Origin of the sequence: Mycobacterium parascrofulaceum ATCC BAA-614 (genome assembly GCF_000164135.1) — a bacterium.
Classification (GTDB): domain Bacteria; phylum Actinomycetota; class Actinomycetes; order Mycobacteriales; family Mycobacteriaceae; genus Mycobacterium; species Mycobacterium parascrofulaceum.
This window is the reverse complement of the sequence record NZ_GG770560.1, coordinates 31,125-56,928: the sequence shown is the minus strand read 5'-3', so window position 1 is coordinate 56,928 and position 25,804 is coordinate 31,125. Positions and strand designations below refer to the sequence as shown.

Here is a 25,804-nt window from a genome sequence, read left to right as displayed (position 1 = left end):
AAGATGTGATCACGGCCACGGACCTCGAGGTCCGCGCTGGTGCGCGCATCCTGCTCTCACCCGACGGCCCGGACCTGCGCGTGCAGCCCGGCGACCGGATCGGTTTGGTCGGCCGCAACGGAGCCGGCAAGACGACGACTCTGCGCATCCTGGCGGGGGAGACCGAACCGTATGCCGGGTCCGTCGCGCGCGCCGGTGAAATCGGTTACCTGCCACAGGATCCCAAAGAGGGCGACCTCGAGGTCCTGGCCCGCGACCGCGTGCTGTCGGCCCGCGGCCTCGACGTTCTGCTCACCGACCTGGAGAAGCAGCAGGCGTTGATGGCCGAGGTCGCCGACGACGACGCGCGCGACCGCGCCATCCGCCGCTACGGGCAGCTGGAGGAGCGGTTCGTCGCGTTGGGCGGCTACGGCGCCGAGAGCGAGGCCAGCCGCATCTGCGCGAGCCTCGGCCTGCCGGACCGGGTCCTGACCCAGAAGCTGCGCACGCTGTCCGGTGGTCAGCGCCGCCGGGTGGAGCTGGCGCGCATCCTGTTCGCCGCCTCGGACACCGGTGCCGGTTCGTCAACGACGCTGCTGCTCGACGAGCCGACCAACCACCTGGACGCGGATTCGATCGGCTGGCTGCGGGACTTCCTGCGGTCGCACACCGGCGGGCTGGTGATCATCAGCCACAACGTCGAGCTGCTCGCCGACGTGGTGAACCGGGTGTGGTTTCTGGACGCCGTGCGCGGCGAGGTCGACGTCTACAACATGGGTTGGCAGAAATACCTGGACGCCCGGGCGACCGACGAGCAGCGGCGCCGCCGCGAGCGCGCCAACGCCGAACGCAAGGCCACCGCGTTGCGCACACAGGCCGCCAAGCTGGGCGCCAAGGCCACGAAAGCCGTTGCGGCCCAGAACATGCTGCGCCGCGCCGACCGGATGATGGCCGCACTCGACGACGAGCGGGTCGCCGACAAGGTGGCCCGGATCAAGTTCCCCACCCCGGCCCCGTGCGGGCGCACGCCGTTGGTGGCCAAGGGGCTGAGCAAGTCGTACGGGTCGCTGGAGGTGTTCAGCGGTGTCGACCTGGCCATCGACCGCGGCTCGCGGGTGGTGGTGCTGGGGCTGAACGGCGCCGGCAAGACCACGCTGCTGCGCCTGTTGGCCGGCACCGAGGAGCCCGACACCGGCGGCCTGGAGCCCGGACACGGTTTGCGGATGGGCTATTTCGCGCAGGAGCACGACACCCTCGACAACGACGCCAGCGTCTGGGAGAACATTCGCCACGCCGCGCCCGACTCCGGCGAGCAGGACCTGCGCGGCCTGTTGGGCGCGTTCATGTTCAGCGGACCGCAACTCGACCAACCGGCGGGCACCCTGTCGGGCGGTGAGAAGACCCGGCTCGCGCTGGCCGGCCTGGTGGCGTCCACCGCCAACGTCCTGCTGCTCGACGAACCGACGAACAACCTCGACCCCGCCTCGCGCGAGCAGGTGCTAGACGCGCTGCGCAGCTACCAGGGTGCGGTGGTGTTGGTGACGCACGACCCCGGGGCGGCCGAGGCCCTCGACCCCCAGCGCGTCGTGCTGCTGCCCGACGGCACCGAGGATTTCTGGTCCGCCGAATACCGGGACCTGATCGAGCTCGCCTGATTTGGGCGAAATCGCCCGCGGCCGACGGCGGGTTCCTACTCTGGGTGCTTGCGATCGTGTTCGGGCGCGGAGGGCATCCATGAAAAGGACACTGCAGAGGTCGAAGAAGACGCGCGAGCAGCTGTTGTTCGAGCTGCGCAACGCCTACGAGGGCGGGGCCAGCATCCGCACGCTGGTCGCGTCCACCGGCAGGTCATACGGATCGATTCACAGCATGCTGCTGCAGGCCGGCACCACGATGCGCGGCCGCGGCGGCCCCAACCACACCTCGCGATCCGCAGGAGTGTAGCGCCGGAGCGCAGCTATTCCTGCGGCCCAGAATCGTTGCGGCGCACCGACTTCTCCACCAGGTCGAGCACCGCGGACAGCCGCCGCGGGTCTTCGCCTGAGGCCAGCCGGGCCACCAGCCCGTCGAGCACCAACTCCAGATAGCACTGCAACACGTCGTCGGGCACGTCGTCGCGCACCCGCTGCGCCTCCTTCTGCCGGCGCAACCGATCGGTCGTCGCCGCCGCCAGTTCCGCGGACCGCTCCGCCCAGCCGCGGCTGAATGCGGGGTCGTTGCGCAGCTTGCGCGCGATCTCCAGCCTGGTGGCCAGCCAGTCGAACTCCTCGGGCGCGGCGAGCATGTCGCGCATCACCTGGATGAGACCCTCGCGCGACGCCACGTCGGCCATCCGCTCGGCATCCTCGTGCGCGAGCGCGAAGAACAGCGCGTCCTTGTCACGGAAGTGGTGGAAGATCGCGCCCCGCGACATCCCGATGGCCGTCTCCAGCCGCCGCACCGTGGCCTTGTCGTAGCCGTATTCGGCGAAGCAGCGGCGGGCGCCGTCGAGGATCTGGCGGCGGCGGGCCGCCAGATGGTCCTCGCTGACTTTGGGCACCGGCGGTGACGGCTACGACTTCAGCATGTTGCGCAGCACGTACTGCAGGATGCCGCCGTTGCGGTAGTAGTCGGCCTCGCCCGGGGTGTCGATGCGCACCACGGCGTCGAACTCCACCGGATCGCCGGATTCCTTGGTTGCCTTGACGTGCACCGTCTTTGGCGTCTTGCCGTCGTTGATTGCCTCGATGCCGGTGATGTCGAACACCTCGGTGCCGTCCAGTCCCAATTCCTTGGCGGACTTGCCCTCGGGGAACTGCAGCGGGATCACACCCATGCCGATCAGGTTGGAGCGGTGGATGCGCTCGAACGACTCGGCGATCACCGCGCGCACCCCCAGCAGCAGCGTGCCCTTGGCCGCCCAGTCCCGCGACGACCCGGAGCCGTACTCCTTGCCGCCCAGCACCACCAGCGGAATGTTCTGCGCCGCATAGTTTTGCGCCGCGTCGTAGATGAACGCCTGCGGGGCGCCGTCCTGGGTGAAGTCGCGGGTGTAGCCGCCGGAGACGTCGTCGAGCAATTGGTTACGCAGCCGGATGTTGGCGAACGTTCCGCGGATCATCACCTCGTGGTTGCCGCGCCGCGAACCGAAGGAGTTGTAGTCCTTGCGCTCGACGCCGTGTTCGTCGAGGTACTGCGCGGCCGGGGTGCCCGGCTTGATCGCGCCGGCGGGGGAGATGTGGTCGGTGGTCACCGAGTCGCCCAGCAGCGCCAGCACCCGGGCCCCTTCGATGTCTCTGACCGGCTCGGGGTCGGCCGACATCCCCTCGAAGTAGGGAGGCTTGCGCACGTACGTCGAATCCGGGTTCCACTCAAAGGTGTTGCCGCTCGGGGTGGGCAGGTTGCGCCACCGCTCGTCGCCCTTGAACACGTCGGAGTAGTTCTTGGTGAACATCTCCTGGTTGATCGCCGAGGCGATGGTGTCCGAGACGTCCTTCTGCGACGGCCAGATGTCCTTCAAGAAGACATCCTTGCCCTCTTTATCTGTCCCGAGCGGCTGCTGATCGAAGTCGAAGTCCATGGTTCCCGCCAGCGCGTAGGCGACCACCAGCGGCGGCGACGCCAGGTAGTTCATCTTCACGTCGGGGTTGATCCGGCCCTCGAAGTTGCGGTTGCCGGACAGCACGGCGGCCACCGACAGGTCGTTGTCGTTGATCGCCTTGGAGATCTCGTCGGGCAGCGGACCGGAGTTGCCGATGCACGTGGTGCAGCCGTAACCGACCAGATAGAAGCCGAGCTTCTCCAGGTACGGCCACAGCCCGGCCTTGTCGTAGTAGTCGCTGACCACCTGCGAGCCCGGCGCCATCGAGGTCTTCACCCACGGCTTGGACGCCAGCCCCTTCTCGACGGCGTTGCGGGCCAGCAGCGCCGCACCGAGCATCACCTCGGGGTTCGAGGTGTTGGTGCACGACGTGACGGCGGCGATCACGACCGCGCCGTGGTCGAGTTCGAATTCGCCGCGCTCGTCGGACTTGACGCGGACGGGGCTGCTGACCCGGCCCTTGGCGTGTGCCGCAGCCGATTCGAACTTCGGCGCGTCGTCGGCGTGACCGTTCTCCAGCGCCCCGGGGTCGCTGGCCGGGAAGGACTCGTCGACCGCCTCGTCGAGCTTGGAGTACTCCTTCTTGTCGGGGTCGTCACCGACGTAGTCGCCGATCTGGCCGCGGAAGGTGGACTTGGCGTCCGACAGCGGAATCCGGTCCTGCGGACGCTTCGGCCCGGCGATCGACGGCACCACGTCGGACAGGTCGAGTTCGAGGTATTCGGAGAAGGCGGGCTCGTGCTTGGGGTCGTGCCACATGCCCTGCTCTTTGGCGTACGCCTCGACCAGCGCCAGCTGCTCGTCGGAGCGGCCGGTGAACCGCAGGTAGGAGATCGTCTCCTCGTCAACGGGGAAAATCGCTGCGGTGGAACCGAATTCGGGGCTCATGTTGCCCAGCGTGGCGCGGTTGGCCAGCGGCACCTCGGCCACGCCCTCGCCGTAGAACTCGACGAACTTGCCGACCACGCCGTGCTTGCGCAGCATCTCGGTGACGGTCAGCACGACGTCGGTGGCGGTCACGCCCGGCTGGATCTCGCCGGTCAGCTTGAACCCGACGACCCGCGGGATCAGCATCGACACCGGCTGCCCGAGCATCGCGGCCTCGGCCTCGATGCCGCCGACGCCCCAGCCCAGCACGCCCAGGCCGTTGACCATCGTGGTGTGCGAGTCGGTGCCCACGCAGGTGTCCGGGTACGCCACGCCGTCGCGCTCCATCACGACGCTCGCCAGGTACTCGATGTTGACCTGGTGCACGATGCCGGTGCCGGGCGGCACCACCTTGAAGTCGCGGAAAGCGCCCTGGCCCCAGCGCAGGAATTGGTAGCGCTCGCCGTTGCGCTGGTATTCGATCTCGACGTTGCGCTCGAAGGCGTCTGCGGTGCCGAACAGGTCGGCGATCACCGAGTGGTCGATCACCAGGTCGGCCGGCGCCAGCGGGTTGACCTTTTCCGCCTTGCCGCCCAGGTCGCCGATGGCCTCCCGCATGGTGGCCAGGTCGACGATGCACGGCACCCCGGTGAAGTCCTGCATGACGACGCGCGCGGGGGTGTATTGGATCTCAATGCTGGGCTCCGCCTTGGGATCCCAATTCGCGATGGCCTCGATGTGGTCTTTGGTGACGTTGCTGCCGTCCTCGTTGCGCAGCAGATTCTCGGCGAGGACCTTGAGGCTGTAGGGGAGTTTCTCGGTGTTGGGGACGGCGTCGAGGCGGTAGATCTGGTAGCTCTTGTCGCCGACCTCGAGGGTGTCGCGTGCTCCGAACGAGTTCACAGAATCTTCTTTAGTCACTTCAACTCCCGGGATTAAGTTCTTCCGCCGACGGGCCGTGCCGGCGGTGCGGTGCTACTTTAACAGTACGCTTGTCCTGCATTACGACGGGGCGTCCGTAGGTCCAGTCTTGTCGCGTACGTCGGTGGTTTAAACCCCCCGCGACCCCCCAATACGCGGCGACCGTCACGCTAGAGTGACCGCGGTGGCCGAGCGCCACGCCAGCGTGGCGCTCGAGCAGGACGGCGGAGCAGGAGACAAACATGACGTTGCACCCGGTGCTACCCGTCTACATCCCGCAGGACGTCGACATGACGGCGGTCAAGGCCCAGGTCGCCGCCACCGGCGTCAGCGCGCCGGCGGCGGATATGCCGGGCCTGCTGCACATCGTCGACGAGGCCCATGCCAAGGGCATCAACCTCAAGATCGTGCTGCTCGACCACAACCCCCCGAACGACACCCCGCTGCGCGACATCTCCACCGTCGTCGGCGCCGACTATCACGACGCCACCGTCCTGACGCTGAGCCCGAGTTACGTCGGCAGCTACAGCACCCAGTTCCCGCGCGTCACCCTGGAGGCCGGCGAGGACATCGCCAAGACGGGCAATCCGGTGGTCTCGGCGCAGCACTTCGTGAACGAGCTCAGCACCCCGGAATTCCCCTGGACCGGGCTGACCATCTTCCTGTTGCTCGCCGTGTTCGCCGCGGCCGTCGCGACCCGCGTCCTGCAGGTGCGCAGCAGGCGTCCAGCAACCCCGACGGATTCGCCGGGAGCGCAGGAAGTGACGCCCACCAACACGGCGTAGCCACCCGTATCCTGGGGAGCGGGTTCCGTCGCTCGTCGCCCCGTTCGGCCCGGCGGCAAACACGGTAGGTCACCGTTCGGTCACATTAAACGCACGTAGAGAGTGCGATTTCTGCGGAGCGTTTGCGCGCCCAATAGTGTGACGTACGGTGCAAATGATGCTGGTGTTGTCTTTGGCGCCGTTAGTGAACTCTGTGGCCGGCGCCGCCCGTCGCGTTGAGCCGTAGGAGACCTGAGTCGAATGAGACGCACACGCCGGGGCTCCGCTGCGCAGCCGGTCGCGAGGCTGGTTCGGCCTGTCGTGCCCTCGGTCCTGAGCGTGGCACTGCTGCTCTGCACGCCGGGCCTCGCGCATGGTGACCCCGCCGCCGACAGCCTGGCCGGGCTGATCGCCAACGTCGCCAAGGCCAACCAGCGCCTGGAAAACCTCAGCGCCGAAATCCAGACGGAACAGGAGAGCGTCAACAAGGCCCTGGTCGACGTCGAGAGCGCGCGGGACAACGCCGCCGCGGCCCAACACGACCTGGAGGCCAGCCAGCAGGCGGTCAAGGACGCCAACGCCGCCATCGCCGCGGCGCAACAGCGGTTCGACACCTTCGCGGCGGCCACCTATATGAACGGCCCGTCGAGCAGTTACCTGACCGCCGCCAGCCCTGACGACATCATCGCCACCGAGGCCGCCGCCAAGACCCTTTCGGCGAGCTCCCAAACGGTGATGGCCAAGCTGCAGCGGGCGCGGACCGAGCAGGTGAACAGGGAGTCGGCGGCCCGGCTGGCCAAGCAGAAGGCCGACAAGGCCGCGGCCGACGCCAAGGGCAGTCAGGACGCCGCGGTGGCGGCGCTGACCGACTCCAAGCGCAAGTTCGACGAACAGCGCGAACAAGTCACCCGCCTGGCCGCCGAACGCGACGAGGCGCAGGCCAAACTTGAAGCGGCCCAACGGGAATGGTCGACCCGCCGGGGCGGGCCCGCTGCACCCGCGTCGGGCGACCGGTGGGAGACCGGTTCGCCGGGCGCACCCGCACCGCAGGGCGGGGCGCGGCGGTGGGACGGCGTCTGGGACCCGACCCTGCCGATGATCCCCAGCGCCAACGTTCCCGGCGACCCGATCGCGGTCATCAACCAGGTGCTGGGCATCTCGGCCACCTCGACTCAGGTCACCGCCGGGCTGGGCCGCAACTTCCTGCAGCAACTGGGCATCCTCAAGCCCGACGACACCGGCATCACCAACGCGTCCCCCGGTGCGACGGCCGGGCGGATCCCGCGGGTGTACGGGCGGCAGGCCAGCGAGTACGTGATCCGGCGCGGGATGTCGCAGATCGGCGTGCCCTACTCCTGGGGCGGCGGCAACGCGGCGGGCCCGAGTAGGGGCATCGACTCCGGGGCGGGCATCACCGGCTTCGACTGTTCGGGCCTGGTCCTCTACTCGTTCGCCGGGGTGGGCATCAAGCTGCCGCACTACTCGGGCTCGCAGTACAACCTGGGCCGCAAGATCCCGTCCTCGCAGATGCGCCGCGGTGACGTCATCTTCTACGGCCCGGGCGGGTCCCAGCACGTGACGATCTACCTCGGCAACGGCCAGATGCTCGAGGCGCCCGACATCGGGCTGAAGGTCCGCGTCGCGCCGGTGCGCACCAGCGGCATGACGCCCTACGTCGTCCGCTACATCGAGTACTGAACGGGGAGCCATGCGCCGCAAGCGGATTCGCCTGATCAACTTCGCCTGGATCACCGCAGTGGTGGCCGGGCTGACGCTGGCTGTCGCCGCCCCGACGCCCGTCGCCGTGGCGGACCCGGGCTGGGACCCCACCCTGCCGGCGACCATCAGCGCGGGCGCGCCGGGCGACCCGCTCGCCGTCGCCAACGCCTCGCTGCAGGCCACCGCGCAAGCCACCCAGACGACGATGAACCTGGGCAGGCAATTCCTCGGCGGCCTCGGAATCAACATCCTGGGGGATCCCGCGCCCACCGCGGCCGCCCCGACCAACCCCGGCGGCAAGATCCCGCGCGTCTACGGCCGGCAGGCCATCGAGTACGTGATCAAGCGGATGGGATCGCAGATGGGCGTCCCGTACTCCTGGGGTGGCGGCTCGCTGGACGGCCCCAGCAAGGGCGTCGGCGACGGCGCCAACATCACCGGTTTCGACTGCTCGGGCCTGATGCGGTACGGCTTCGCCGGCGTCGGCGTGCTGATCCCGCGGTTCTCCGGTGACCAGTACAACGCCGGCCGGCACATCCCGCCGGACCAGGCCCGGCGCGGCGACCTCATCTTCTACGGCCCGAACGGCGGCCAGCACGTGACGATGTATCTGGGCAACGGACAGATGCTGGAGGCGTCCAGCCTGGCCGGTCACGTCACCGTCAGCCCGGTTCGCAAGCCCGGCATGACGCCGTTCCTGACTAGGATCATCGAGTACTGATCCGGGTCCGGTCGCCCGGCTGTAGCCCGGGGCCGAACCACCAGCGTCGACGGAATCCGGCGGGCCTGGAATAGTTGGACGCGGGCACGTCGCGGCCCCACGACGGTGGTGGTGCAAGCAGTCGTGTCCGAATGAGCTGTGGAGGGTTATTGATGACAGCAGCAGGTGGGCCGCCTCCGGGCGCCAGCGGTTACTCGGGCCCGGGAGGTCCTGCCGGCGCGCCGGCCCATGAAGCGCCGTCCGGCGGCGGTAACGGCCTGGCCGCCGAGGTGCACACCCTGGAGCGGGCCATCTTCGAGGTCAAGCGGATCATCGTCGGCCAGGACCAGCTCGTCGAGCGGATGCTCGTCGGCCTGCTCTCCAAGGGCCACGTGCTGCTGGAGGGTGTTCCCGGCGTGGCCAAGACGCTGGCCGTCGAGACCTTCGCCAAGGTCGTCGGCGGCACGTTCGCCCGCATCCAGTTCACGCCCGACCTGGTGCCCACCGACATCATCGGTACCCGCATCTACCGGCAGGGCAAGGAGGAGTTCGACACCGAGCTCGGCCCGGTGGTGGTGAACTTCCTGCTCGCCGACGAGATCAACCGCGCGCCGGCCAAGGTGCAATCGGCGCTGCTGGAGGTCATGCAGGAACGGCACGTGTCGATCGGCGGCAAGACCTTCCCGCTGCCCAACCCCTTCCTGGTGATGGCCACGCAGAACCCGATCGAGCACGAGGGCGTGTACCCGCTGCCCGAGGCGCAGCGCGACCGCTTCCTGTTCAAGATCAACGTCGGCTACCCCTCGCCCGAAGAGGAGCGGGAGATCATCTACCGGATGGGCGTGCGGCCGCCGGAGCCCAAGCAGATCCTGAACACCGGTGACCTGTTGCGGCTGCAGGAAATCGCGGCCAACAACTTCGTCCACCACGCGCTGGTCGACTACGTGGTGCGCGTCGTGACCGCCACCCGCCATCCCGAGCAGCTCGGCATGAACGACGTCAAGAGCTGGATCTCGTTCGGTGCGTCCCCGCGTGCCTCGCTGGGCATCATCGCCGCGTCCCGGTCGCTGGCGCTCGTGCGCGGCCGCGACTACGTCATCCCGCAGGACGTCGTGGACGTCATCCCCGACGTGCTGCGGCACCGCCTGGTGCTCACCTACGACGCCCTCGCCGACGAGATCTCACCGGAGATCGTCATCAACCGGGTCCTGCAGACCGTTGCCCTGCCGCAGGTCAACGCCGTTCCGCAGCAAGGGCAATCGGTGCCCCCGGTGATGCAGCCCGCCGGCGCGGCCAGCGGTCGGTGACGCAGCCCCAGCAGCCGGCGGTGCCACATCCGCCATCGATGCAGCGCGGGCAGATCGTGGACCCGAAGCTGGCGGCGGCGCTGCGGCAACTCGAGCTGACGGTCAAGCGCAAGCTCGACGGTGTCCTGCACGGCGACCACCTCGGCCTGATCCCGGGGCCCGGCTCGGAGCCGGGCGAGTCACGCGAGTACCAGCCCGGCGACGACGTCCGGCGGATGGACTGGGCCGTCACCGCGCGCACGATGCATCCCCACGTCCGGCAGATGATCGCCGACCGCGAGCTGGAGACCTGGATGGTCGTCGACATGTCGGCGAGCCTGGACTTCGGCACCGTCGGGTGCGAGAAGCGCGACCTGGCGGTCGCGGCCGCGGCGGCCATCACCTTCCTCAACAGCGGCGGCGGCAACCGGCTCGGGGCGCTGATCGCCAACGGCCAGACCATGGTCCGCGTCCCGGCGCGTTCCGGGCGCCAGCACGAGCAGACGTTGCTGCGCACCATCGCCACCACGCCCAGGGCGCCGGTCGGGGTGCGCGGGGATCTGGCGACGGCCATCGACGCGCTGCGGCGACCCGAACGCCGCCGCGGCATGGCGGTGATCATCAGCGACTTCCTGGGTCCGATCAACTGGATGCGGCCGCTGCGGGCGATCGCGGCCCGGCACGAGGTGCTGGCCATCGAGGTGCTCGATCCCCGCGACGTCGAGCTGCCTGACATCGGCGACGTGGTGCTGCAGGACGCCGAGTCCGGCGTCACCCGCGAGTTCACCATCGACGCCCAGCTGCGCGACGATTTCGCGAAGGCGGCCGCGGCGCACCGCGCCGAGGTGGCGCGCACCATCCGCAGCTGCGGGGCCCCGGTGCTGACGCTGCGCACCGACCGGGACTGGATCGCCGACATCGTCCGCTTCGTCGAGTCCCGCCGGCGCGGTGCATTGGCGGGGCGGCAGTGACATTGCCGCTGCTGGGCCCGATGTCGTTGTCGGGCTTCGAACATGCGTGGTTCTTCCTGTTCCTGCTCGTCGTGGCCGGGCTGGCCGCGCTGTACATCGTCATGCAGCTGGCGCGGCAGCGGCGGATGCTGCGGTTCGCCAACATGGAGCTGCTGGAAAGCGTCGCCCCCAAGCGGCCGCCGAAGTGGCGGCACGTGCCGGCGATCCTGCTGGTGGCGTCGCTGGTGCTGCTCACCATCGCGATGGCGGGGCCGACCAACGACGTCCGCATTCCCCGCAACCGCGCGGTGGTGATGCTGGTGATCGACGTGTCGCAGTCGATGCGGGCCACCGACGTGCAGCCCAACCGGATGGCGGCCGCGCAGGAGGCGGCCAAGCAGTTCGCCGACGAGCTGACCCCGGGCATCAACCTGGGGCTGATCGCCTACGCGGGGACCGCGACCGTGTTGGTGTCGCCGACCACCAACCGCGACTCGACCAAGCGCGCCCTGGACAAGCTGCAGTTCGCCGACCGCACCGCCACCGGCGAGGGCATCTTCACCGCGCTGCAGGCCATCGCCACGGTCGGCGCGGTGATCGGCGGCGGCGACGCGCCGCCGCCGGCGCGCATCGTTTTGTTCTCCGACGGCAAGGAGACGATGCCGACCAACCCGGACAACCCGAAGGGCGCCTTCACCGCGGCGCGCACCGCCAAGGACCAGGGCGTGCCGATCTCGACGATCTCGTTCGGCACGCCGTACGGCTTCGTCGAGATCAACGACCAGCGCCAGCCGGTGCCCGTCGACGACGAGACGCTGAAGAAGGTGGCCCAGCTCTCGGGCGGGAACGCCTACAACGCGGCGACGTTGCAGGAGCTGAAATCCGTGTACGCGACGCTGCAGCAGCAGATCGGCTACGAGACGATCAAGGGCGACGCCAGCGTGGGCTGGGTGCGGCTGGGTGCGCTGGTGCTGGCGTTGGCGGCGCTGGCGGCGCTGCTTATCAACCGCCGCCTGCCGACCTAGCGTTGCCTGACGCGTCACGCTTGCTCCCCGAGCGTCACGCCAGCATGGCCGTCGCCCCCGAGCGTCACGCTTGCTCCCCGAGCGTCACGCCTCGCTCCTCGAGCGTCACGCCAGCGTGGCTGTCGCCCCCGAGCGTCACGCCAGCGTGGCTTTCGGCGGTCGAGCCGAGGGTGCCGCCCACTGCCGGGGACCTGTCAGCGTGGCTGTCACGCCTCGCTCCTCGAGCGTCACGCCAGCGTGGCCGTCACCCCCGAGCGTCACGCCAGCGTGACGCGGGCAACATGGCAGGGGGAGATTTCAACCAAGCAAACCCCAGGCGATAGGTTGACGGGGTGACTGACACGGCCACCGAGAACACCACCGAAAGTGCCGCCGACGGCGGCAAACCCGCATTCGTATCCCGTTCGGTCCTCGTGACGGGCGGAAACCGGGGGATCGGTCTGGCGATCGCACAGCGGCTGGCCGCCGACGGCCACAAGGTGGCCGTCACGCACCGCGGCTCCGGGGCGCCCGAGGGGCTGTTCGGCGTCGTCTGCGACGTCACCGACAACGAGGCCGTCGACCGCGCGTTCAAAGAGGTCGAGGAGCACCAGGGTCCGGTCGAGGTGCTGGTGTCCAACGCCGGCATTTCGAAAGACGCCTTCCTGATCCGCATGACCGAGGAGCGCTTCGAGGAGGTCATCAACGCGAACCTCACCGGGGCGTTCCGGGTGGCCCAGCGGGCGTCGCGCAGCATGCAGCGCAAGCGGTTCGGTCGCATCATCTTCATCGGGTCGGTGTCGGGCATGTGGGGCATCGGCAACCAGGCCAACTACGCGGCCGCCAAGGCCGGCCTGATCGGCATGGCCCGCTCGATCTCCCGCGAGCTGTCCAAGGCCAACGTGACCGCCAACGTGGTCGCCCCCGGCTACATCGACACCGAGATGACCCGCGCGCTGGACGAGCGGATCCAGGCGGGCGCACTGGAATTCATCCCGGCCAAGCGCGTCGGCACCGCCGAGGACGTCGCCGGGGCGGTCAGCTTCCTGGCGTCCGAGGATGCGGGCTACATCGCCGGCGCCGTCATCCCGGTCGACGGCGGCATGGGCATGGGCCACTGAGCTCAACCACGACAAGGACCTCAACCCCGACATTTTAAGGACGGACATGGCAGGACTGCTCGACGGCAAACGGATTCTCGTCAGCGGGATCATCACCGACTCGTCGATCGCGTTTCACATCGCCAAGGCGGCCCAGGAGGCCGGGGCGCAGCTGGTGCTCACCGGGTTCGACCGGTTGCGGCTGATCCAGCGCATCGCCGACCGGCTGCCGGAGAAGGCCCCGCTGATCGAACTCGACGTGCAGAACGAGGAGCACCTGAACAGCCTGGCCGAGCGGGTCACCGCCGAGATCGGTGCGGGCAACAAGCTGGACGGCGTGGTGCACTCCATCGGCTTCATGCCGCAGACCGGCATGGGCATCAACCCGTTCTTCGACGCGCCCTACGAGGACGTCTCCAAGGGCATCCACATCTCGGCGTACTCGTACGCCTCGCTGGCCAAGGCGCTACTGCCGATCATGAACCCCGGCGGGTCCATCGTCGGGATGGACTTCGACCCCAGCCGCGCCATGCCCGCCTACAACTGGATGACGGTGGCCAAGAGCGCGCTGGAATCGGTCAACCGGTTCGTCGCCCGCGAGGCCGGCAAGTACGGGGTGCGTTCCAATCTCGTTGCGGCGGGCCCCATCCGGACGCTGGCGATGTCGGCGATCGTCGGCGGTGCGCTCGGCGAGGAGGCCGGCGCCCAGATGCAGCTGCTCGAAGAGGGCTGGGACCAGCGCGCGCCGATCGGCTGGAACATGAAGGACCCCACTCCCGTCGCCAAGACGGTGTGCGCCGTGCTCTCGGACTGGCTGCCCGCCACCACCGGCACCATCATCTTCGCCGACGGCGGCGCCAGCACTCAATTGCTCTAGGCAACAATGGAATTCGACGCCGTCCTGCTGCTGTCCTTCGGCGGGCCGGAAGGACCCGAGCAGGTGCGGCCGTTTCTGGAGAACGTCACCCGCGGGCGTAACGTGCCGCCCGAACGCCTGGACGACGTCGCCCAGCACTACCTGCATTTCGGCGGGGTGTCACCGATCAACGGGATCAACCGCGCGCTGATCGCCGAGTTGCAGGCGGAACTGGAGCTGCCGATCTATTTCGGCAACCGCAACTGGGAACCGTATGTCGAAGACACGGTCATTACCATGCGCGACAACGGCGTTCGTCGCGCCGCGGTGTTCACCACGTCGGCGTGGAGCGGCTACTCCGGCTGCACACAGTACTCCGAAGACATCGCCCGCGCGCGCGAGGCGGCGGGGCCGGGCGCGCCCGAGCTGGTCAAGCTGCGGCGTTACTTCGACCACCCGCTCTTCGTCGAGATGTTCGCCGACGCCGTCGCGGCCGCGGCGCAGACCGTGCCCGCCGGCGCGCGGCTGGTGTTCACCGCCCACTCCGTCCCGGTGGCCGCCGACCAGCGCCTCGGCCCACGGCTCTACAGCCGCCAAGTCGCTTACGCCGCAAGGCTTGTCGCGGCCGCCGCCGGGTATGCCGACTACGACCTGACGTGGCAGTCGCGTTCGGGGCCGCCGCAGGTGCCGTGGCTGGAGCCCAGCGTCGAGGACCATCTCGCGGGGCTGGCCGCCTCGGGCACCCGGGCCGTCGTCGTCTGCCCGATCGGGTTCGTCGCCGATCACATCGAGGTGGTGTGGGATCTCGACGAGGAGTTGCGGGCGCAGGCCGAGGTGGCGGGGGTGGCGTTCGCCCGGGCCGCAACGCCCAACGCCGACCGCCGATTCGCCCGGCTCGCCGCGGATCTCATCGACGAACTGCGCACCGGCCGGCCCCCGGCGCGGGTGAGCGGCCCCGACCCGGTGCCCGGTTGTCTGGCCGGCGTGAACGGCGCGCCGTGCCGTCCGCCGCACTGCGTCGCGGCCGAATCCGCCTAGCGGTTCACGACCAGTCGGCCCAGGCCGAGTGCAGGATCGCGGTGACGGCGGCCATGCGTGCCGAACGCACGACGGATGTCAGCGGCCGCAGCGCGTCGCTGGCGATGCGGGCCTCCGAAGACGATCGGGTGCCGAACGGCTCGGGCCCGGCGACGATGGGCGCGGTGAACCGTTCCGGCGAGTCGGGTGACCGGCTGAGCCCGGCGCTGACCGCGATGATGGCGTCGACGTGCGCGGCGTTCTCCAGCACCCGCAGCGCGCGGGACGGCGCGTGGTCGGGAACGCGGTGCTGGCGTGCGGATTCCAGCAACTGCTCGACGAGCCCCCGGGGATCGTCGATGTCGGCCGCGGCCGACCCCAGCCCGATGGCGCCCAGCGCGTCGGCGGCCGACCGCACGGCCGACCTCAGCGTGTATTCGGCATCCCCGAGCTCGTGGTGGTCGAGCACCGGCGCGCCCGGCAGCGAATACACCGTCCAGGACAGCGCGCACAGCTCGGGGAAGTCCTCCTCGTCGTCGTAGGAGAACTCGGGGACCAGGCCGACGGCGGCGGCGGAATCGTGGGGATTGGCGATGACGATCGCCTCGCCCGCGGCCAGCGCGTCACGCTCGAACTGCGTGCCCGGGGCCAGCCCGCGCACATCGCCGGGCACCGGCAAAAGCACGTTGATCGTCCCGCAAAGCCGGCCCGAACCGTCCGCGCCGGGCGTCGACCGGCCAACCGCGGCGCGCAGCGTCTGCAGCAGCGTCACCGCCCCGGCGTCGTTCACATCGGGCCACGGCAGCCCGGTATGGCCGGCGGCGACCGCATCATACGCGGTGACCGATTGCTTTGGCGCCCATACTGATAACGCGTCGAGGACGTCGTCGGGCGCGGCCTTGCCTGCGAGCCAGGCGTTGGCCCACAGGGACAGCGAGACACTGGGACACCACACGATTCCGCAGTGTAGTTGTTTTGCCCGGCAAAGGCGGATCACGCGTATTCTGGCCGCATGCACGCCGCGGTGCTTTGGCTGATATTCGCGCTGGTGCTCGCCGGTGCGGAGGCCCTTACCGGCGACATGTTCCTGCTGATGCTCGGCGGCGGCGCGCTGGCCGCCTCGGGGATCAGCTGGCTGACGGATTGGCCGGTCTGGGCCGACGGAACCGTGTTCCTGATCGTCTCGGTGCTGCTGCTCGTGCTGGTTCGGCCCGCGCTGCGCCGCCGCCTGACACCCGCGCACGTGCCGCGATTGGGCATCGAGGCGCTGGAGGGCAAGAACGCGCTGGTGCTGGCGCGGATCTCCCGCGACGAGGGCCAGGTGAAGCTCGACGGCGAGGTGTGGACGGCGCGGCCGCTCAACGAGGCGGATGTGTACGAACCGGGGGAGTCGGTGACCGTCCTGCAAATCGACGGCGCCACGGCGGTCGTCTTCAAGAGCGGTCCGTAACGACTGCGAAAGACGCTGTGAGAGAGAGGAACTCGGGTGCAAGGTGCGGTTGCTGGTTTGGTGTTGCTGGTCGTCTTGGTGATATTCGCCATCGTGGTGGTGGCCAAGTCGGTCGCGCTGATTCCGCAGGCGGAGGCCGCGGTGATCGAGCGGCTGGGCCGATATAGCCGGACGGTCAGCGGTCAGCTGACGCTGTTGGTGCCGTTCATCGACCGCGTCCGTGCGCGGGTGGACCTGCGGGAACGGGTGGTGTCGTTCCCGCCGCAGCCGGTGATCACCGAGGACAACCTGACGCTCAACATCGACACCGTCGTCTACTTCCAGGTCACCAATCCGCAGGCCGCCGTCTACCAGATCAGCAACTACATCGTCGGCGTCGAACAGCTGACCACCACCACGCTGCGCAACGTCGTGGGCGGCATGACGCTGGAGCAGACGCTGACCTCCCGCGACCAGATCAACGGTCAGCTGCGCGGGGTGCTCGACGAGGCGACCGGTCGCTGGGGGCTGCGGGTGGCCCGGGTCGAGTTACGCAGCATCGACCCGCCGCCGTCCATTCAGGCCTCCATGGAAAAGCAGATGAAGGCCGACCGCGAGAAGCGGGCGATGATCCTGACCGCCGAAGGTATGCGGGAGTCGTCCATCAAGGAGGCCGAGGGCGCCAAGCAGGCGCAGATTCTGGCCGCCGAGGGCGCCAAGCAGGCCGCGATCCTGGCGGCCGAGGCCGACCGGCAGTCCCGGATGCTGCGCGCCCAAGGCGAGCGTGCCGCGGCCTACCTGCAGGCGCAGGGGCAGGCCAAGGCCATCGAGAAGACGTTCGCCGCGATCAAGGCCGGTAGGCCCACCCCGGAGATGCTGGCCTACCAGTACCTGCAGACGCTGCCGGAGATGGCCCGCGGCGACGCCAACAAGGTCTGGGTGGTGCCCAGCGACTTCAACGCGGCGCTGCAGGGCTTCACCAAGCTGTTGGGCACCCCGGGCGAGGACGGCGTGTTCCGATTTGAGCCGTCGCCGGTCGAGGACGCACCCAAGCACAGCGCGGCCGACGACGCCGACGTTGCCGACTGGTTCTCCACCGAGACCGACCCGGCGATCGCGCAGGCGGTGGCCAAGGCCGAGGCGATCGCCCGCCAGCCGGTGGACGGCCCACCGCCGGGGGCGCCGCCGCGATTGGGCCAATAGGATTGCTCCATGAGCGTTTTCACTTCGCCGAAGACCTACGCGGCACTCGGCGTCTTCCACGCCGTGGACGCGGTGGCGTGCGGTGTTCAGGTGGCCCCCATCAAGAAGGTCCTCGACGACGTCGGCCTGCCGGAGAACGTGCGGCCCGTGCTGCCTGCGGTGAAGGCGGCCGCCGCCGTGGGCCTGTTGTCGGTCACCCGCTTCCCGGCGCTGGCGCGGGTGACGACGGCGATGCTGACGGTCTATTTCGTGTTGGCGCTCGGTGCGCACATCCGGGTGCGCGACAAGGCCGTCAACGCGCTCCCGGCGGCGGTGTTCCTGGCCACGTTCGCGGTGATGACGGCGAAGGGCCCCGACCGCAGCTAGTCCAGTCGCAGCTCGACCATGGGCAGCGGGGTGTTCGTCTCGGTGATCGGCACGCCGAGCGTTTCCTCCAGCGCCGGCCTCATCTTTTCCCACGCCTTGCGGTGCCGGCTGAGGTAGGTCGCCAGCGCGCGGTCGGCCTCGTGCTGGTCGAGGATCCGCGCGGTGGCGGGTCTGGGCGCGTGGCTGCCCGCGTAGACGCGCACCCGCGGATTGGCCTCAATGTTGCGGAACCACTGCGCCTTTCGGCCGAAGCCGGAGGCGACGACGTAGGTGTCCGGCGACGAGTGGCCGACCACTTCCAGCACCACGTAGCGCGGCTCACCGGATTTGCGGCCGATGTGTTCGAGCATCAGCAAGCGCGACCCGAACAGCGCCCCCGCGCGGGCCTTATAGATCCAGATCGGCGCGCGCATCAAGCGCGGGGACCGGAGCAGACGCGCGCCGGTTTTGGCGAAAATGTTTGTGCTGGACATCTTTACCTCCGATTCTTTCTTCACCCGTTGACAAGTCCTTCCCGATAGATCGCGAACACCTCGCCGGCCCAGCGCCGCATGCCCGCGTCCGAAAGCGGATCCACGCCGAGCACCTCGGTCAGGCGGGGGCGCAGCGTCAGCACCGCGAGGTCGTTGACGAGCAGGAACGCCGCCCGCACCGCGGGGTCCGCGCCGGCGCTGGCGGTTCCGGCGGCGACCATCGCGTCGAGCGTGGTCCGGCTCAGCCGGAAGAGCCGGTCGAACAACGCCGACCCCGCCCTGCCCCCGGCGATCAGCAGCCGGCTCAGGTACGCCGGGATCGGCGAGTCGGGCGGCAGGTGGGTGGCCAGGCCGTCGAGCAGGCTCGGCACCGCGGTGGGCTCGAGCCCGGCCACGGCGGTCTGCTCGGTCATCGTCGACAGCAGCACCTCGAAGGTCTTGACGACGTGATCGTCTACGGCGTCGACCAATCCGTCTTTCGAGCCGTAGTGCCGAATCAGCAGAGCCGGTGACACGCCCGCCGCGGTCGCGATGTCGCGCAGGGTGACCGAGTCGGGGCCGCGCTCGGCGAACAGCCGCAGCGCTTCGTCGCGGATCCGTGCGCGGGCCGTCCGGTCGTCCGGGGGTGGTGAATGCACGTTTACAATTGTAAACGATTGTTTAGTCGAGCGTAGACGTGGGGGTTGTGGGTAGCCGTCGCGCGATGAGTCCCCAAGCAAGCAAGAGCCGCCGTACGTGGTCTCGCGACGAGATCCGCGTCGCCGACAAGGGCGCGACGCATCGGGCCGTCAAGGGCACCGCCATCGGCAATTTCATGGAGTGGTACGACTTCAGCCTGTACAGCTACACGGCCACCATGCTGGCGCAGGTGTTCTTCCCCGGCAGTTCCGGTTCCGGGAACCTGATCGCGACCTTTGCCACGCTGGCGGCGACGTTCTTGGTGCGGCCGGTGGGCGGCATCATCTTCGGGCCGCTCGGTGACCGCATCGGGCGCAAGCGGGTGCTGATGTTCACGATCCTGCTGATGGCGGTGAGCACGACCGCGACCGGTCTGCTTCCGGGCTACCGCTCGATCGGGATCTGGGCGCAGGTCCTGCTGGTCATCATCCGCATCGGCCAGGGCCTGTCGACCGGCGGCGAGTATGCCGGCGCCATGACCTACGTCAACGAACACGCCTCGGATCGCCGGCGCGGCATGATGGCCGGATTCCTGCCGCTGGGCACCCTGACCGGCTACGTGGTGGGCGCCGCGCTGATCACCGGCCTGCAGGTCGCGCTGCCGGTAGCCGACATGACGAGCTGGGGCTGGCGCATCCCGTTCGTCCTCGGTGGGCCGCTCGGCGTGGCCGCGATGTTCATGCGGTCGCGCCTTGACGAGTCACCCGATTATGAGAACCAGGACAAGGGCGAGCAGGAATCCGGCGGCGAGCAGTTCGAAGACACCGTCGTCAAACAATGGCGGGGGCTGGTCATCTGCATCTGCCTGGAGATGACGATCGCGCTCACCAGCTACACGCTCAGCGGATACCTGCCGACGTATCTGAAGAAGACCGTGGGCGTCCCGGACAACCCGGCGCTGATGATGATCCTGCTGGTGCTGTTGGTCATGCTGGCCGCCGTCGTATTCGTCGGCAGGCTGTCCGACCGCATCGGCACCAAGCCACTGATGTGGGTCGGCTGCGCGTCACTGATCGCGGCGTCGGTGCCGGCGTTCGTGTTGATCCGGTCCGGCGGTGGCTACCTGGTCAAGTTCCTCGGTGTGCTGATCATCGGCGTGACGCAGCTGTGCTTCACCGGCGTCGAGCCGCGGGTGCTGCCGGCGTTGTTCCCGACGAAGGTGCGCTACGGCGCCATGTCCATCGGCTTCAACATCTCCGTGTCCTCTTTCGGCGGGCCCACGCCGCTGGTCGCCGAGTCGTTGGTGTCGGCCACCGGCAACACCCTGGTGCCGGCGTACCTGTTGATCTTCGCCGGCGTGGTCGGCGCCATCACGCTGATCTTCACGCCCGAAGTCGCCGGAAAACGACTGCCGGGATCGGGTCCTTCCGCCGAAAGCAAGCAGGAGGCCCGGGAGCTGGAAGGCGAAGAGCGCCGTTCGCGACCTCGCCCGCGCTGACCGCGAGCGCCGGGCTCAGGGGCGGGGCGGCGGCGGCAGGACTCCCGGACCCGGCGGGGCGCTGGGCGACGGCGGAGAGGGGTAGATGCATCCGCCCCCGGACTGCGACGAGAGCGGGGGTGGGTATGGCGGCGGCGGGAGTTGGACCCGGACCGTGAAGACCAGCCCGGTGATCGCGAAGGCGGCCAGCGCGCCGACCACCAGGCCGGCCAGCCCGGCGACGACGGCGACCGCGGTGGGGAAGCGGCGGGTTCCGATGTTGTCCGAGGTCATGCGGTTCTCCACGGTCGTCGGCGGTCGGTAACCCGAGACGCTACTGGCCGGACGGCCGCCGCCGCCACGATTTGCGGATCGTGACGGCGGCAGTCCGGTCAGCCGTGCGGGGACGATGCCGGGGACGGCGGTGGGGGCGGGACGGGCGGCGGCGCGGGCGGGCCGGGCGGCGGCCCGAAGCCGAAACCCCCATCGGGCCGCCCATCGGCGGGGGCGGCGGGCCGTGATGGAACGCCATCATTGGCGGGGGCCCCGGCGGCGGCCCAGGCGGTCCGGGCGGGCCCGCGCTGATGAGCCACGCGAAGGCGATCGCCGCGATGATGCCGAACGCGCCGATCAGCGCGCCGGCCACCCCGGCGCCGACCACCACGGCGGTGGAGTGGCGGCGGGGCTCGGGTGGCCGGGAGGCGGTCGGGGGCGGCGCGGGCGGATTGGTGTCGATGTGGTCGTCAGTGGTCATGTCGGCGACCGTAGGAGCCGCAACTGAAGTGGACCTGAAGAAACCGGGGCGCCGCGACGGATGGCCCCAGCGAGCGGCTTCAGGTTCGTTTCAGCCGCGGCGCCGACAATGGGGTCATGACGAATTGCCCGCGGACGGCCGCCGGCCGCTATTCCGTCGGCACGCCGCGGGTGCTGGTCGTCGAAGACTCCGAGACGATCCGCGAAATGGTCAGCGAGGCGCTCACCGATGTCGGCTATCACACCGTCGGCCGCCGCGACGGCGACCGGCTGGAAGAGGCCCTGGAAGGGTTGCGGCCGGACCTGGTGGTGCTCGACGTCATGTTGCCGGGCCGCGACGGCTTCGCGCTGATCGACGTGATCCGGGACTGGGGCGAGGTCGGGATCGTGTTGATCACGGCCCGCGACGGGCTGGAGGACCGGTTGCGCGGCCTGGACGGCGGGGCGGACGACTACGTGGTCAAACCGTTCGAGCTGGCCGAACTCGTGTCGCGGGTCGGGGCGGTGTTGCGCCGGCGCGGGCGGCTGCCGCAGGTCATCCAGTTCGGCGACCTGATGCTCGACACCGACGCCGGCGTGGCCGCGCGCAGCGGGCGTCGCCTCGACCTGACCGCAACCGAGCTGCGGCTGCTGTCCTTCCTCGTCGAGCAGCGGGGCCGCATCGTCAGCGCCGGCCAGATCCTGAACGCGGTGTGGGGCTACGACGCCTACGACCCCAACCTGGTGCAGGTGTACGTGAGTGGCTTGCGGCGCAAGCTCGAGGCCCACGGGCCGCGGATACTGCACACCGTGCGCGGCATCGGCTACCGGCTGCAGCCCCAGCGATAATGACGACTCGCACCCCCTCCCTGCAGCGCCGGGTGACGCTGGTGGTGGTGGCGCTGCTGGCGCTGCTGCTGGTGGCGCTCGGTGTCACCATCGACGTCAGCCTGGGTGTGCTCGCCCGGAGAAACCTGCACGACCGGCTGCTGGCGGCGGCGTCGCGCGCCGAGGCGTTGGACGCCGCGCACACCTCGCCCGACCTGCTGGCCGCGGAACTCAACGGCGGCGGGGTGCGCGCCCTGCTGGTCACCGCCGACGGCGCGACCTACGGCGACCGCGGCATCAGCCCCGACACCGTCGCCGGTCCGACGGCCCCGCCGCCGCCCTTTGCGCCCCCGCCGCCCTGGGCGTCCGGCCGGAACTTCCCGCCGCCCGGCATGCCGCCGATGCCGCCCTGGCCACCCCCGCCACCCCCGCCGCCACCGCCGCCTGCGGACGCCACGGCGACGGCCCTGGTGCTCCCGCTGCCCGACGGGGGACGGGTGATCCTGGTCGCCGATACGACGCAAACCACTCAGGTGACCCACCAGCTGCGGCTGCTGATGATCGGGGCGGGCGTGGCGACCCTGGTGGTCGCCGCGCTGCTGTTGATGGCGGTGAGCCGGGTGGCGTTGCGCCCGCTGGATCGGCTCACGACGCTGGCCAACGACATCAGGACGGGTGATCGCGGGCGACGGCTGCGACCGGACCGCGCCGATACCGAATTAGGGCGCGCCGCAACGGCTTTCGACGGGATGCTGGACGCCCTGGAGGCTTCCGAACGCCGGGCGCAAAAGGCCGCCGACGCGGCCCGGCGCGCCGAGACGGCGACCCGGCGCTTCCTCGTCGACGCCGCCCACGAGCTGCGCACCCCGATCGCGGGCATTCAGGTCGCCGCCGAGCAACTCGCCAACAGCGCCTCCCAGCAGCACGCCGACGGCCAATATCGCCGGGCCGGCCTGTTGCTCTCCGATGCCCGCCGCGCCGGTCGGCTCGTGTCGGACATGCTCGACCTGAGCCGCATCGACGCCGGGCTGCCGCTGGACCGCCACGACGTCGACCTGGCCGCGCTCGCGGATGCCGAAGCCGACCGGGCCGCGATGCTGGCGCCGCAACTCGCCGTCACCCGCACGGGCGCCGCCACATTGACCGTCAACGCGGACCCCACCCGGATCGCCCAGATCCTGTCCAACCTGCTCGACAACGCCCGTCGCTATACCCCGCCCGGGGGCGCCATCACGGTCGACGTCGGCGTGCGCGACGGAACCGCCGAGGTGACCGTCACCGACAGCGGCCCGGGCATTCCCGACGGCGAGCGGGAGCGGATCTTCGAGCGCCTGGTGCGCCTGGACGCCGGGCGCGGCCGCGATCACGGCGGAGCCGGGCTGGGCCTGCCGATCGCGCGGGCGCTGGCGCACGCCCATGGCGGCGAGCTGGTGTGCCTGCCCCACGAGGGTGGGGCGAGGTTTCGGCTCACGCTGCCGGCCGCGGGATCGGCATGCTAACCGAGCGTTAACTTCACCACCCGGTTGTGTCCGGCATCGGCGACGTAGACACTGCCGGCGGAGTCGACCGCGACTCCATTGGGAGCGTCAAGGGCGCTGAACGGCAACACTTTCGGTGCCCGCGAGCCTGCGGCCAACTCCACGACCCAATAGCCCTGGCCCTGGAAGTTGTCGGTGACGAAGACGTCGCCCGCGGGATCGACCGCAACCGCGAACACATGGATCTGGTAAAGGTCATGGTCGAACGACAATTCGCGCTGCCGCCCCGAATCTGCCGCAAGCACCCGAACGCGGTCGGTCCAGATTTCGGTGACGTAAACGTTGCCGGCGGGATCGACTGCCACGTCGCCCGGGTAAAACAGGTCAGAGAAGCCGACGACTTGCTGGGTGTTGGAGGCCGCGACCAACTTCACCACCTGGTTCTTGCCGGTGTCCGCGACGTAGACGTTTCCCGCGGAATCGACGGTCAGACCGCCCACGCTGGAGAGGCCGTTGAACGGCAGCACCTGCTGTGTGCTGCGGCCCGGCGCCAACTTCAGCACCCGTTGGGTGTTGTCGACGGTATATACCGCGCCGTCGGCGTCGACGGCGACCCCAAACGGTCGGTTGAGATCAGCGAACGGTATCACCTCTTGGGTGCCCGACTCCGGCGCCAACTTCAACACCCGGTTGTTTCCGGTATCGGCGACGTAGACGTTTCGAGCCGCGTCCACCGCTATTCCGGTGGGATGAGACAGGCCGGTGAACGGCACCACGGATGCCGCCGGGGTCGCAGGCTTCGCACGGCTGGAGGGCGCCGTGGGTGGCGCGGGTGCGTGCCGGTGGATCGGCGCGTAGACCAGGACACCGGCGAGGAGGGCCATCACGATGGCTACAACGACCAGCGCCCACTTCCTGCGACGCCACCATGAGCGCTCGGGATCGGAAAGACGGGCGTCGGTGCTCAGTTCTGCGGCGCCTGCCGCCCTGCGCGCGTCTTCCTCATACGCGGGCTCCACGGGCTGGTCGTTGTTCACTCAGTTACTGATCCGTCGGGCCACAGTATTTTCGCGTGGGTATGGTCCTGGTCCCATACGATCTTGACTCCGCATTCGGTCAGATCTTTGTAGAGGCCTGCTCCCTCATTTTGAAGACGTCTTCCTTCGTCGCGAAGCTCATGTTCCTCTTGGACGTAGAGTTCGTATGCTTTTTTCTGCTCCGGATCGTTGATGTTGTAGTCACGCGGTTTCCGGTTGTGGTCGGCCACTCGGCGCAAATAGTCTTTGTCGCGGCGATTGAAGTCATCGACTTTTGCTTGCAGCTTCGCGATGTCCTCTGGCTTGCATTGCGGCGGTGGCTCGGTCGGGGAGGTGGTGGTCGTGGTGGGAGTATCCGCAGGGAAGACGTTGCCGACGCCTGCCATGGCCGCATTGACTTTACTGGCGACCTGTTCATCCAGCCCGATGAGTTGCACGGCACGCTGGCGGATATCGGCGGCAAAGGCCTGCGCTTGAGCTTGCCGGGCGGACCGAGCGGCGGAAGACCCGCCCGTCGACCGATCGGTGACCGAGAGGTCTTCGCCCACGGCGAAGCCCGCATCGCGCGCGTCTTCGACCGCGTATCGCACCCGTGATCTGGCGGCATACAAATCGGAAGCTCCGGCGCGAGCCACTTTTGCCGCTTCATGTAATTGATCGACTAATCCGCTGACTTTGAGTTTGTCCGCGTAAGTGCGCGTTTGCAGCGCGTCGGCGCCTGTTCCCCTCCAGTCGACGGAAAGACTTTCATGCCATGTCTGGGCGAAAACGTCGTACCACCGGTTGCCGGTGCTGGACCAATAATCGGCCGCGTTGGTGAGATGCTCGGTCGGCCAAGCCATGAGGCTCGACAACGTGGGAGCCGATGCAATCGCCGTTGCCATCGCTAACTGCCTGATCGGTGAATGATCGCTACGAATTCTGCAGCTGAATTGGTCTCATTGGCCGCATAGCCGGAGTTGGCGGCGGCGACTTTCGCCGCGCTGTCCCGCATTCTTCCCATGAGCGACGTGGCGGCCAGCCCGACCGCGGCGTGCCCCGCCCTGACCGCCCCGGAGCTTGGCTGACATGCCAATCCCAACGCGGGGGGAACGGCCGCAACAAGCTCGTCGACCTGCGCACGCCAGCGAACGCTCATCAGCTGTACGGCCGGCACGGCCACCCTCAGCTGTTCCATGAGCGGAAGTTTAGGACGCGTCAAGAATTTTTGTGTGCAGCGAAGTCGGTGGCCGCCCCGGCGCGAGGCGGCCACCGCGCAGCACGGCTAACCCCGCGTCAGAATCCCGGCGGGGGCGGGCGGAACGGGTCACCCGGCCCCGGCGGTGGCGGCGGTCGCCCCGGTCCCCCCGGTCCCATGGGGCCCATCGGTCCCCCCGGTCCCGGCGGCCCGCCGAACGGACCACCGGGCGGGTGCGGCGGT

General features: G+C 69.2%; 27 protein-coding genes. 17 read left to right on the top strand and 10 right to left on the bottom strand.

From position 1 onward, the window contains the following. Positions 1-5 precede the first annotated feature (5 nt). Positions 6-1,634: an ABC-F family ATP-binding cassette domain-containing protein gene (locus tag HMPREF0591_RS26505; RefSeq protein ID WP_007171851.1), complete on the top strand. Its 1,629-nt coding sequence runs from the start codon at positions 6-8 to the stop codon at positions 1,632-1,634. Between the two features lie 91 nt (positions 1,635-1,725). Beyond that, the gene (locus HMPREF0591_RS26500; RefSeq protein WP_040624192.1) at positions 1,726-1,923 is read left to right on the top strand and encodes a helix-turn-helix domain-containing protein; all 198 of its coding nucleotides are present in this window, start codon (positions 1,726-1,728) and stop codon (positions 1,921-1,923) included. 13 nt (positions 1,924-1,936) lie between these two features. Here HMPREF0591_RS26500 and HMPREF0591_RS26495 read toward each other — a convergent pair whose 3' ends face one another. Then, on the bottom strand, positions 1,937-2,518 hold the full coding sequence (locus HMPREF0591_RS26495; RefSeq protein WP_007171849.1) for a TetR/AcrR family transcriptional regulator: 582 nt from the start codon (positions 2,516-2,518) through the stop codon (positions 1,937-1,939). 12 nt (positions 2,519-2,530) lie between these two features. Next, the gene (locus tag HMPREF0591_RS26490) at positions 2,531-5,347 is read right to left on the bottom strand and encodes an aconitate hydratase (protein WP_167310188.1); all 2,817 of its coding nucleotides are present in this window, start codon (positions 5,345-5,347) and stop codon (positions 2,531-2,533) included. A 242-nt stretch (positions 5,348-5,589) separates the two neighbouring features. On the opposite strand from HMPREF0591_RS26490, the gene HMPREF0591_RS26485 reads away from it, so the two are divergent. From HMPREF0591_RS26485 to HMPREF0591_RS26445, 9 genes are all read left to right on the top strand, one after another. Continuing rightward, positions 5,590-6,132 carry an Rv1476 family membrane protein gene (locus tag HMPREF0591_RS26485; protein ID WP_007171847.1) on the top strand — a complete coding sequence of 181 codons (543 nt, stop codon included), beginning with the start codon at positions 5,590-5,592 and terminating at the stop codon, positions 6,130-6,132. Between the two features lie 240 nt (positions 6,133-6,372). Then, entirely contained in the window at positions 6,373-7,809 is a 1,437-nt protein-coding gene (gene ripA, locus HMPREF0591_RS26480) for an NlpC/P60 family peptidoglycan endopeptidase RipA (RefSeq protein ID WP_007171846.1), read from the top strand. A gap of 10 nt (positions 7,810-7,819) precedes the next feature. Beyond that, positions 7,820-8,551 (top strand): NlpC/P60 family peptidoglycan endopeptidase RipB, encoded by a 732-nt coding sequence (ripB, locus tag HMPREF0591_RS26475; RefSeq protein WP_007171845.1) that lies wholly within the window; start codon positions 7,820-7,822, stop codon positions 8,549-8,551. Between the two features lie 152 nt (positions 8,552-8,703). Continuing rightward, on the top strand, positions 8,704-9,837 hold the full coding sequence (gene moxR1, locus HMPREF0591_RS26470; protein WP_007171844.1) for a chaperone MoxR1: 1,134 nt from the start codon (positions 8,704-8,706) through the stop codon (positions 9,835-9,837). A 38-nt stretch (positions 9,838-9,875) separates the two neighbouring features. After that, positions 9,876-10,787: a DUF58 domain-containing protein gene (locus tag HMPREF0591_RS26465; RefSeq protein ID WP_007171843.1), complete on the top strand. Its 912-nt coding sequence runs from the start codon at positions 9,876-9,878 to the stop codon at positions 10,785-10,787. After that, positions 10,784-11,791 (top strand): VWA domain-containing protein, encoded by a 1,008-nt coding sequence (locus HMPREF0591_RS26460; RefSeq protein WP_007171842.1) that lies wholly within the window; start codon positions 10,784-10,786, stop codon positions 11,789-11,791. Before HMPREF0591_RS26465 ends, HMPREF0591_RS26460 begins: the two co-directional genes overlap by 4 nt. Before the next feature lie 332 nt (positions 11,792-12,123). Continuing rightward, positions 12,124-12,891: a 3-oxoacyl-ACP reductase FabG1 gene (gene fabG1 / locus HMPREF0591_RS26455; protein WP_007171841.1), complete on the top strand. Its 768-nt coding sequence runs from the start codon at positions 12,124-12,126 to the stop codon at positions 12,889-12,891. A gap of 46 nt (positions 12,892-12,937) precedes the next feature. Continuing rightward, entirely contained in the window at positions 12,938-13,747 is an 810-nt protein-coding gene (gene inhA / locus HMPREF0591_RS26450; protein ID WP_007171840.1) for an NADH-dependent enoyl-ACP reductase InhA, read from the top strand. A 6-nt stretch (positions 13,748-13,753) separates the two neighbouring features. Next, entirely contained in the window at positions 13,754-14,764 is a 1,011-nt protein-coding gene (locus HMPREF0591_RS26445) for a ferrochelatase (RefSeq protein ID WP_007171839.1), read from the top strand. Positions 14,765-14,768: 4 nt separating this feature from the next. Here the strand turns inward: HMPREF0591_RS26445 and HMPREF0591_RS26440 are convergent, their stop codons facing one another. After that, positions 14,769-15,698: a hypothetical protein gene (locus HMPREF0591_RS26440; protein ID WP_007171838.1), complete on the bottom strand. Its 930-nt coding sequence runs from the start codon at positions 15,696-15,698 to the stop codon at positions 14,769-14,771. A 57-nt stretch (positions 15,699-15,755) separates the two neighbouring features. Here HMPREF0591_RS26440 and HMPREF0591_RS26435 point away from each other — a divergent pair, with 57 nt between their 5' ends. From HMPREF0591_RS26435 to HMPREF0591_RS26425, 3 genes are read left to right on the top strand one after another with little or no spacing between them, the layout of a single operon-like run. Further along, positions 15,756-16,193, top strand: coding sequence for an NfeD family protein (locus HMPREF0591_RS26435; protein ID WP_007171837.1), 438 nt, complete (start codon positions 15,756-15,758; stop codon positions 16,191-16,193). A 36-nt stretch (positions 16,194-16,229) separates the two neighbouring features. Beyond that, the gene (locus HMPREF0591_RS26430) at positions 16,230-17,375 is read left to right on the top strand and encodes an SPFH domain-containing protein (protein ID WP_007171836.1); all 1,146 of its coding nucleotides are present in this window, start codon (positions 16,230-16,232) and stop codon (positions 17,373-17,375) included. Between the two features lie 9 nt (positions 17,376-17,384). Next, complete coding sequence (locus HMPREF0591_RS26425) at positions 17,385-17,741, top strand: DoxX family protein (RefSeq protein WP_007171835.1); 357 nt, start codon at positions 17,385-17,387, stop codon at positions 17,739-17,741. Here HMPREF0591_RS26425 and HMPREF0591_RS26420 read toward each other — a convergent pair. Then, positions 17,738-18,214 (bottom strand): nitroreductase family deazaflavin-dependent oxidoreductase, encoded by a 477-nt coding sequence (locus HMPREF0591_RS26420; RefSeq protein WP_007171834.1) that lies wholly within the window; start codon positions 18,212-18,214, stop codon positions 17,738-17,740. The two genes, HMPREF0591_RS26425 and HMPREF0591_RS26420, sit on opposite strands and share 4 nt — an antisense overlap. A gap of 20 nt (positions 18,215-18,234) precedes the next feature. Further along, positions 18,235-18,852, bottom strand: a complete 618-nt coding sequence (locus HMPREF0591_RS26415) for a TetR/AcrR family transcriptional regulator (RefSeq protein ID WP_007171833.1) — start codon at positions 18,850-18,852, stop codon at positions 18,235-18,237. Positions 18,853-18,917: 65 nt separating this feature from the next. On the opposite strand from HMPREF0591_RS26415, the gene HMPREF0591_RS26410 reads away from it, so the two are divergent. Then, complete coding sequence (locus HMPREF0591_RS26410) at positions 18,918-20,330, top strand: MFS transporter (protein WP_007171832.1); 1,413 nt, start codon at positions 18,918-18,920, stop codon at positions 20,328-20,330. A gap of 15 nt (positions 20,331-20,345) precedes the next feature. Here HMPREF0591_RS26410 and HMPREF0591_RS26405 read toward each other — a convergent pair whose 3' ends face one another. Then, the gene (locus tag HMPREF0591_RS26405) at positions 20,346-20,603 is read right to left on the bottom strand and encodes a hypothetical protein (protein WP_007171831.1); all 258 of its coding nucleotides are present in this window, start codon (positions 20,601-20,603) and stop codon (positions 20,346-20,348) included. Positions 20,604-20,643: 40 nt separating this feature from the next. Further along, positions 20,644-21,063 (bottom strand): hypothetical protein, encoded by a 420-nt coding sequence (locus HMPREF0591_RS26400; RefSeq protein WP_007171830.1) that lies wholly within the window; start codon positions 21,061-21,063, stop codon positions 20,644-20,646. 116 nt (positions 21,064-21,179) lie between these two features. Between HMPREF0591_RS26400 and HMPREF0591_RS26395 the strand changes: the two genes are divergently transcribed. Both HMPREF0591_RS26395 and HMPREF0591_RS26390 read left to right on the top strand, forming a co-directional pair. Next, the gene (locus tag HMPREF0591_RS26395) at positions 21,180-21,890 is read left to right on the top strand and encodes a response regulator transcription factor (protein ID WP_007171829.1); all 711 of its coding nucleotides are present in this window, start codon (positions 21,180-21,182) and stop codon (positions 21,888-21,890) included. Further along, a complete protein-coding gene (locus HMPREF0591_RS26390) occupies positions 21,890-23,368 on the top strand; it encodes a sensor histidine kinase (protein WP_007171828.1) in 1,479 nt (492 codons plus the stop codon). The genes HMPREF0591_RS26395 and HMPREF0591_RS26390 overlap by 1 nt, the downstream gene beginning before the upstream one ends. Here HMPREF0591_RS26390 and HMPREF0591_RS26385 read toward each other — a convergent pair. From HMPREF0591_RS26385 to HMPREF0591_RS31530, 3 genes are read right to left on the bottom strand one after another with little or no spacing between them, the layout of a single operon-like run. Continuing rightward, a complete protein-coding gene (locus tag HMPREF0591_RS26385; RefSeq protein ID WP_007171827.1) occupies positions 23,365-24,384 on the bottom strand; it encodes an NHL repeat-containing protein in 1,020 nt (339 codons plus the stop codon). The genes HMPREF0591_RS26390 and HMPREF0591_RS26385 overlap by 4 nt on opposite strands. Next, a complete protein-coding gene (locus tag HMPREF0591_RS31535; RefSeq protein WP_083212368.1) occupies positions 24,381-25,268 on the bottom strand; it encodes a hypothetical protein in 888 nt (295 codons plus the stop codon). The genes HMPREF0591_RS26385 and HMPREF0591_RS31535 overlap by 4 nt, the downstream gene beginning before the upstream one ends. Before the next feature lie 2 nt (positions 25,269-25,270). After that, positions 25,271-25,561: a hypothetical protein gene (locus HMPREF0591_RS31530; RefSeq protein ID WP_007171825.1), complete on the bottom strand. Its 291-nt coding sequence runs from the start codon at positions 25,559-25,561 to the stop codon at positions 25,271-25,273. Between the last annotated feature and the right edge of the window lie 243 nt (positions 25,562-25,804).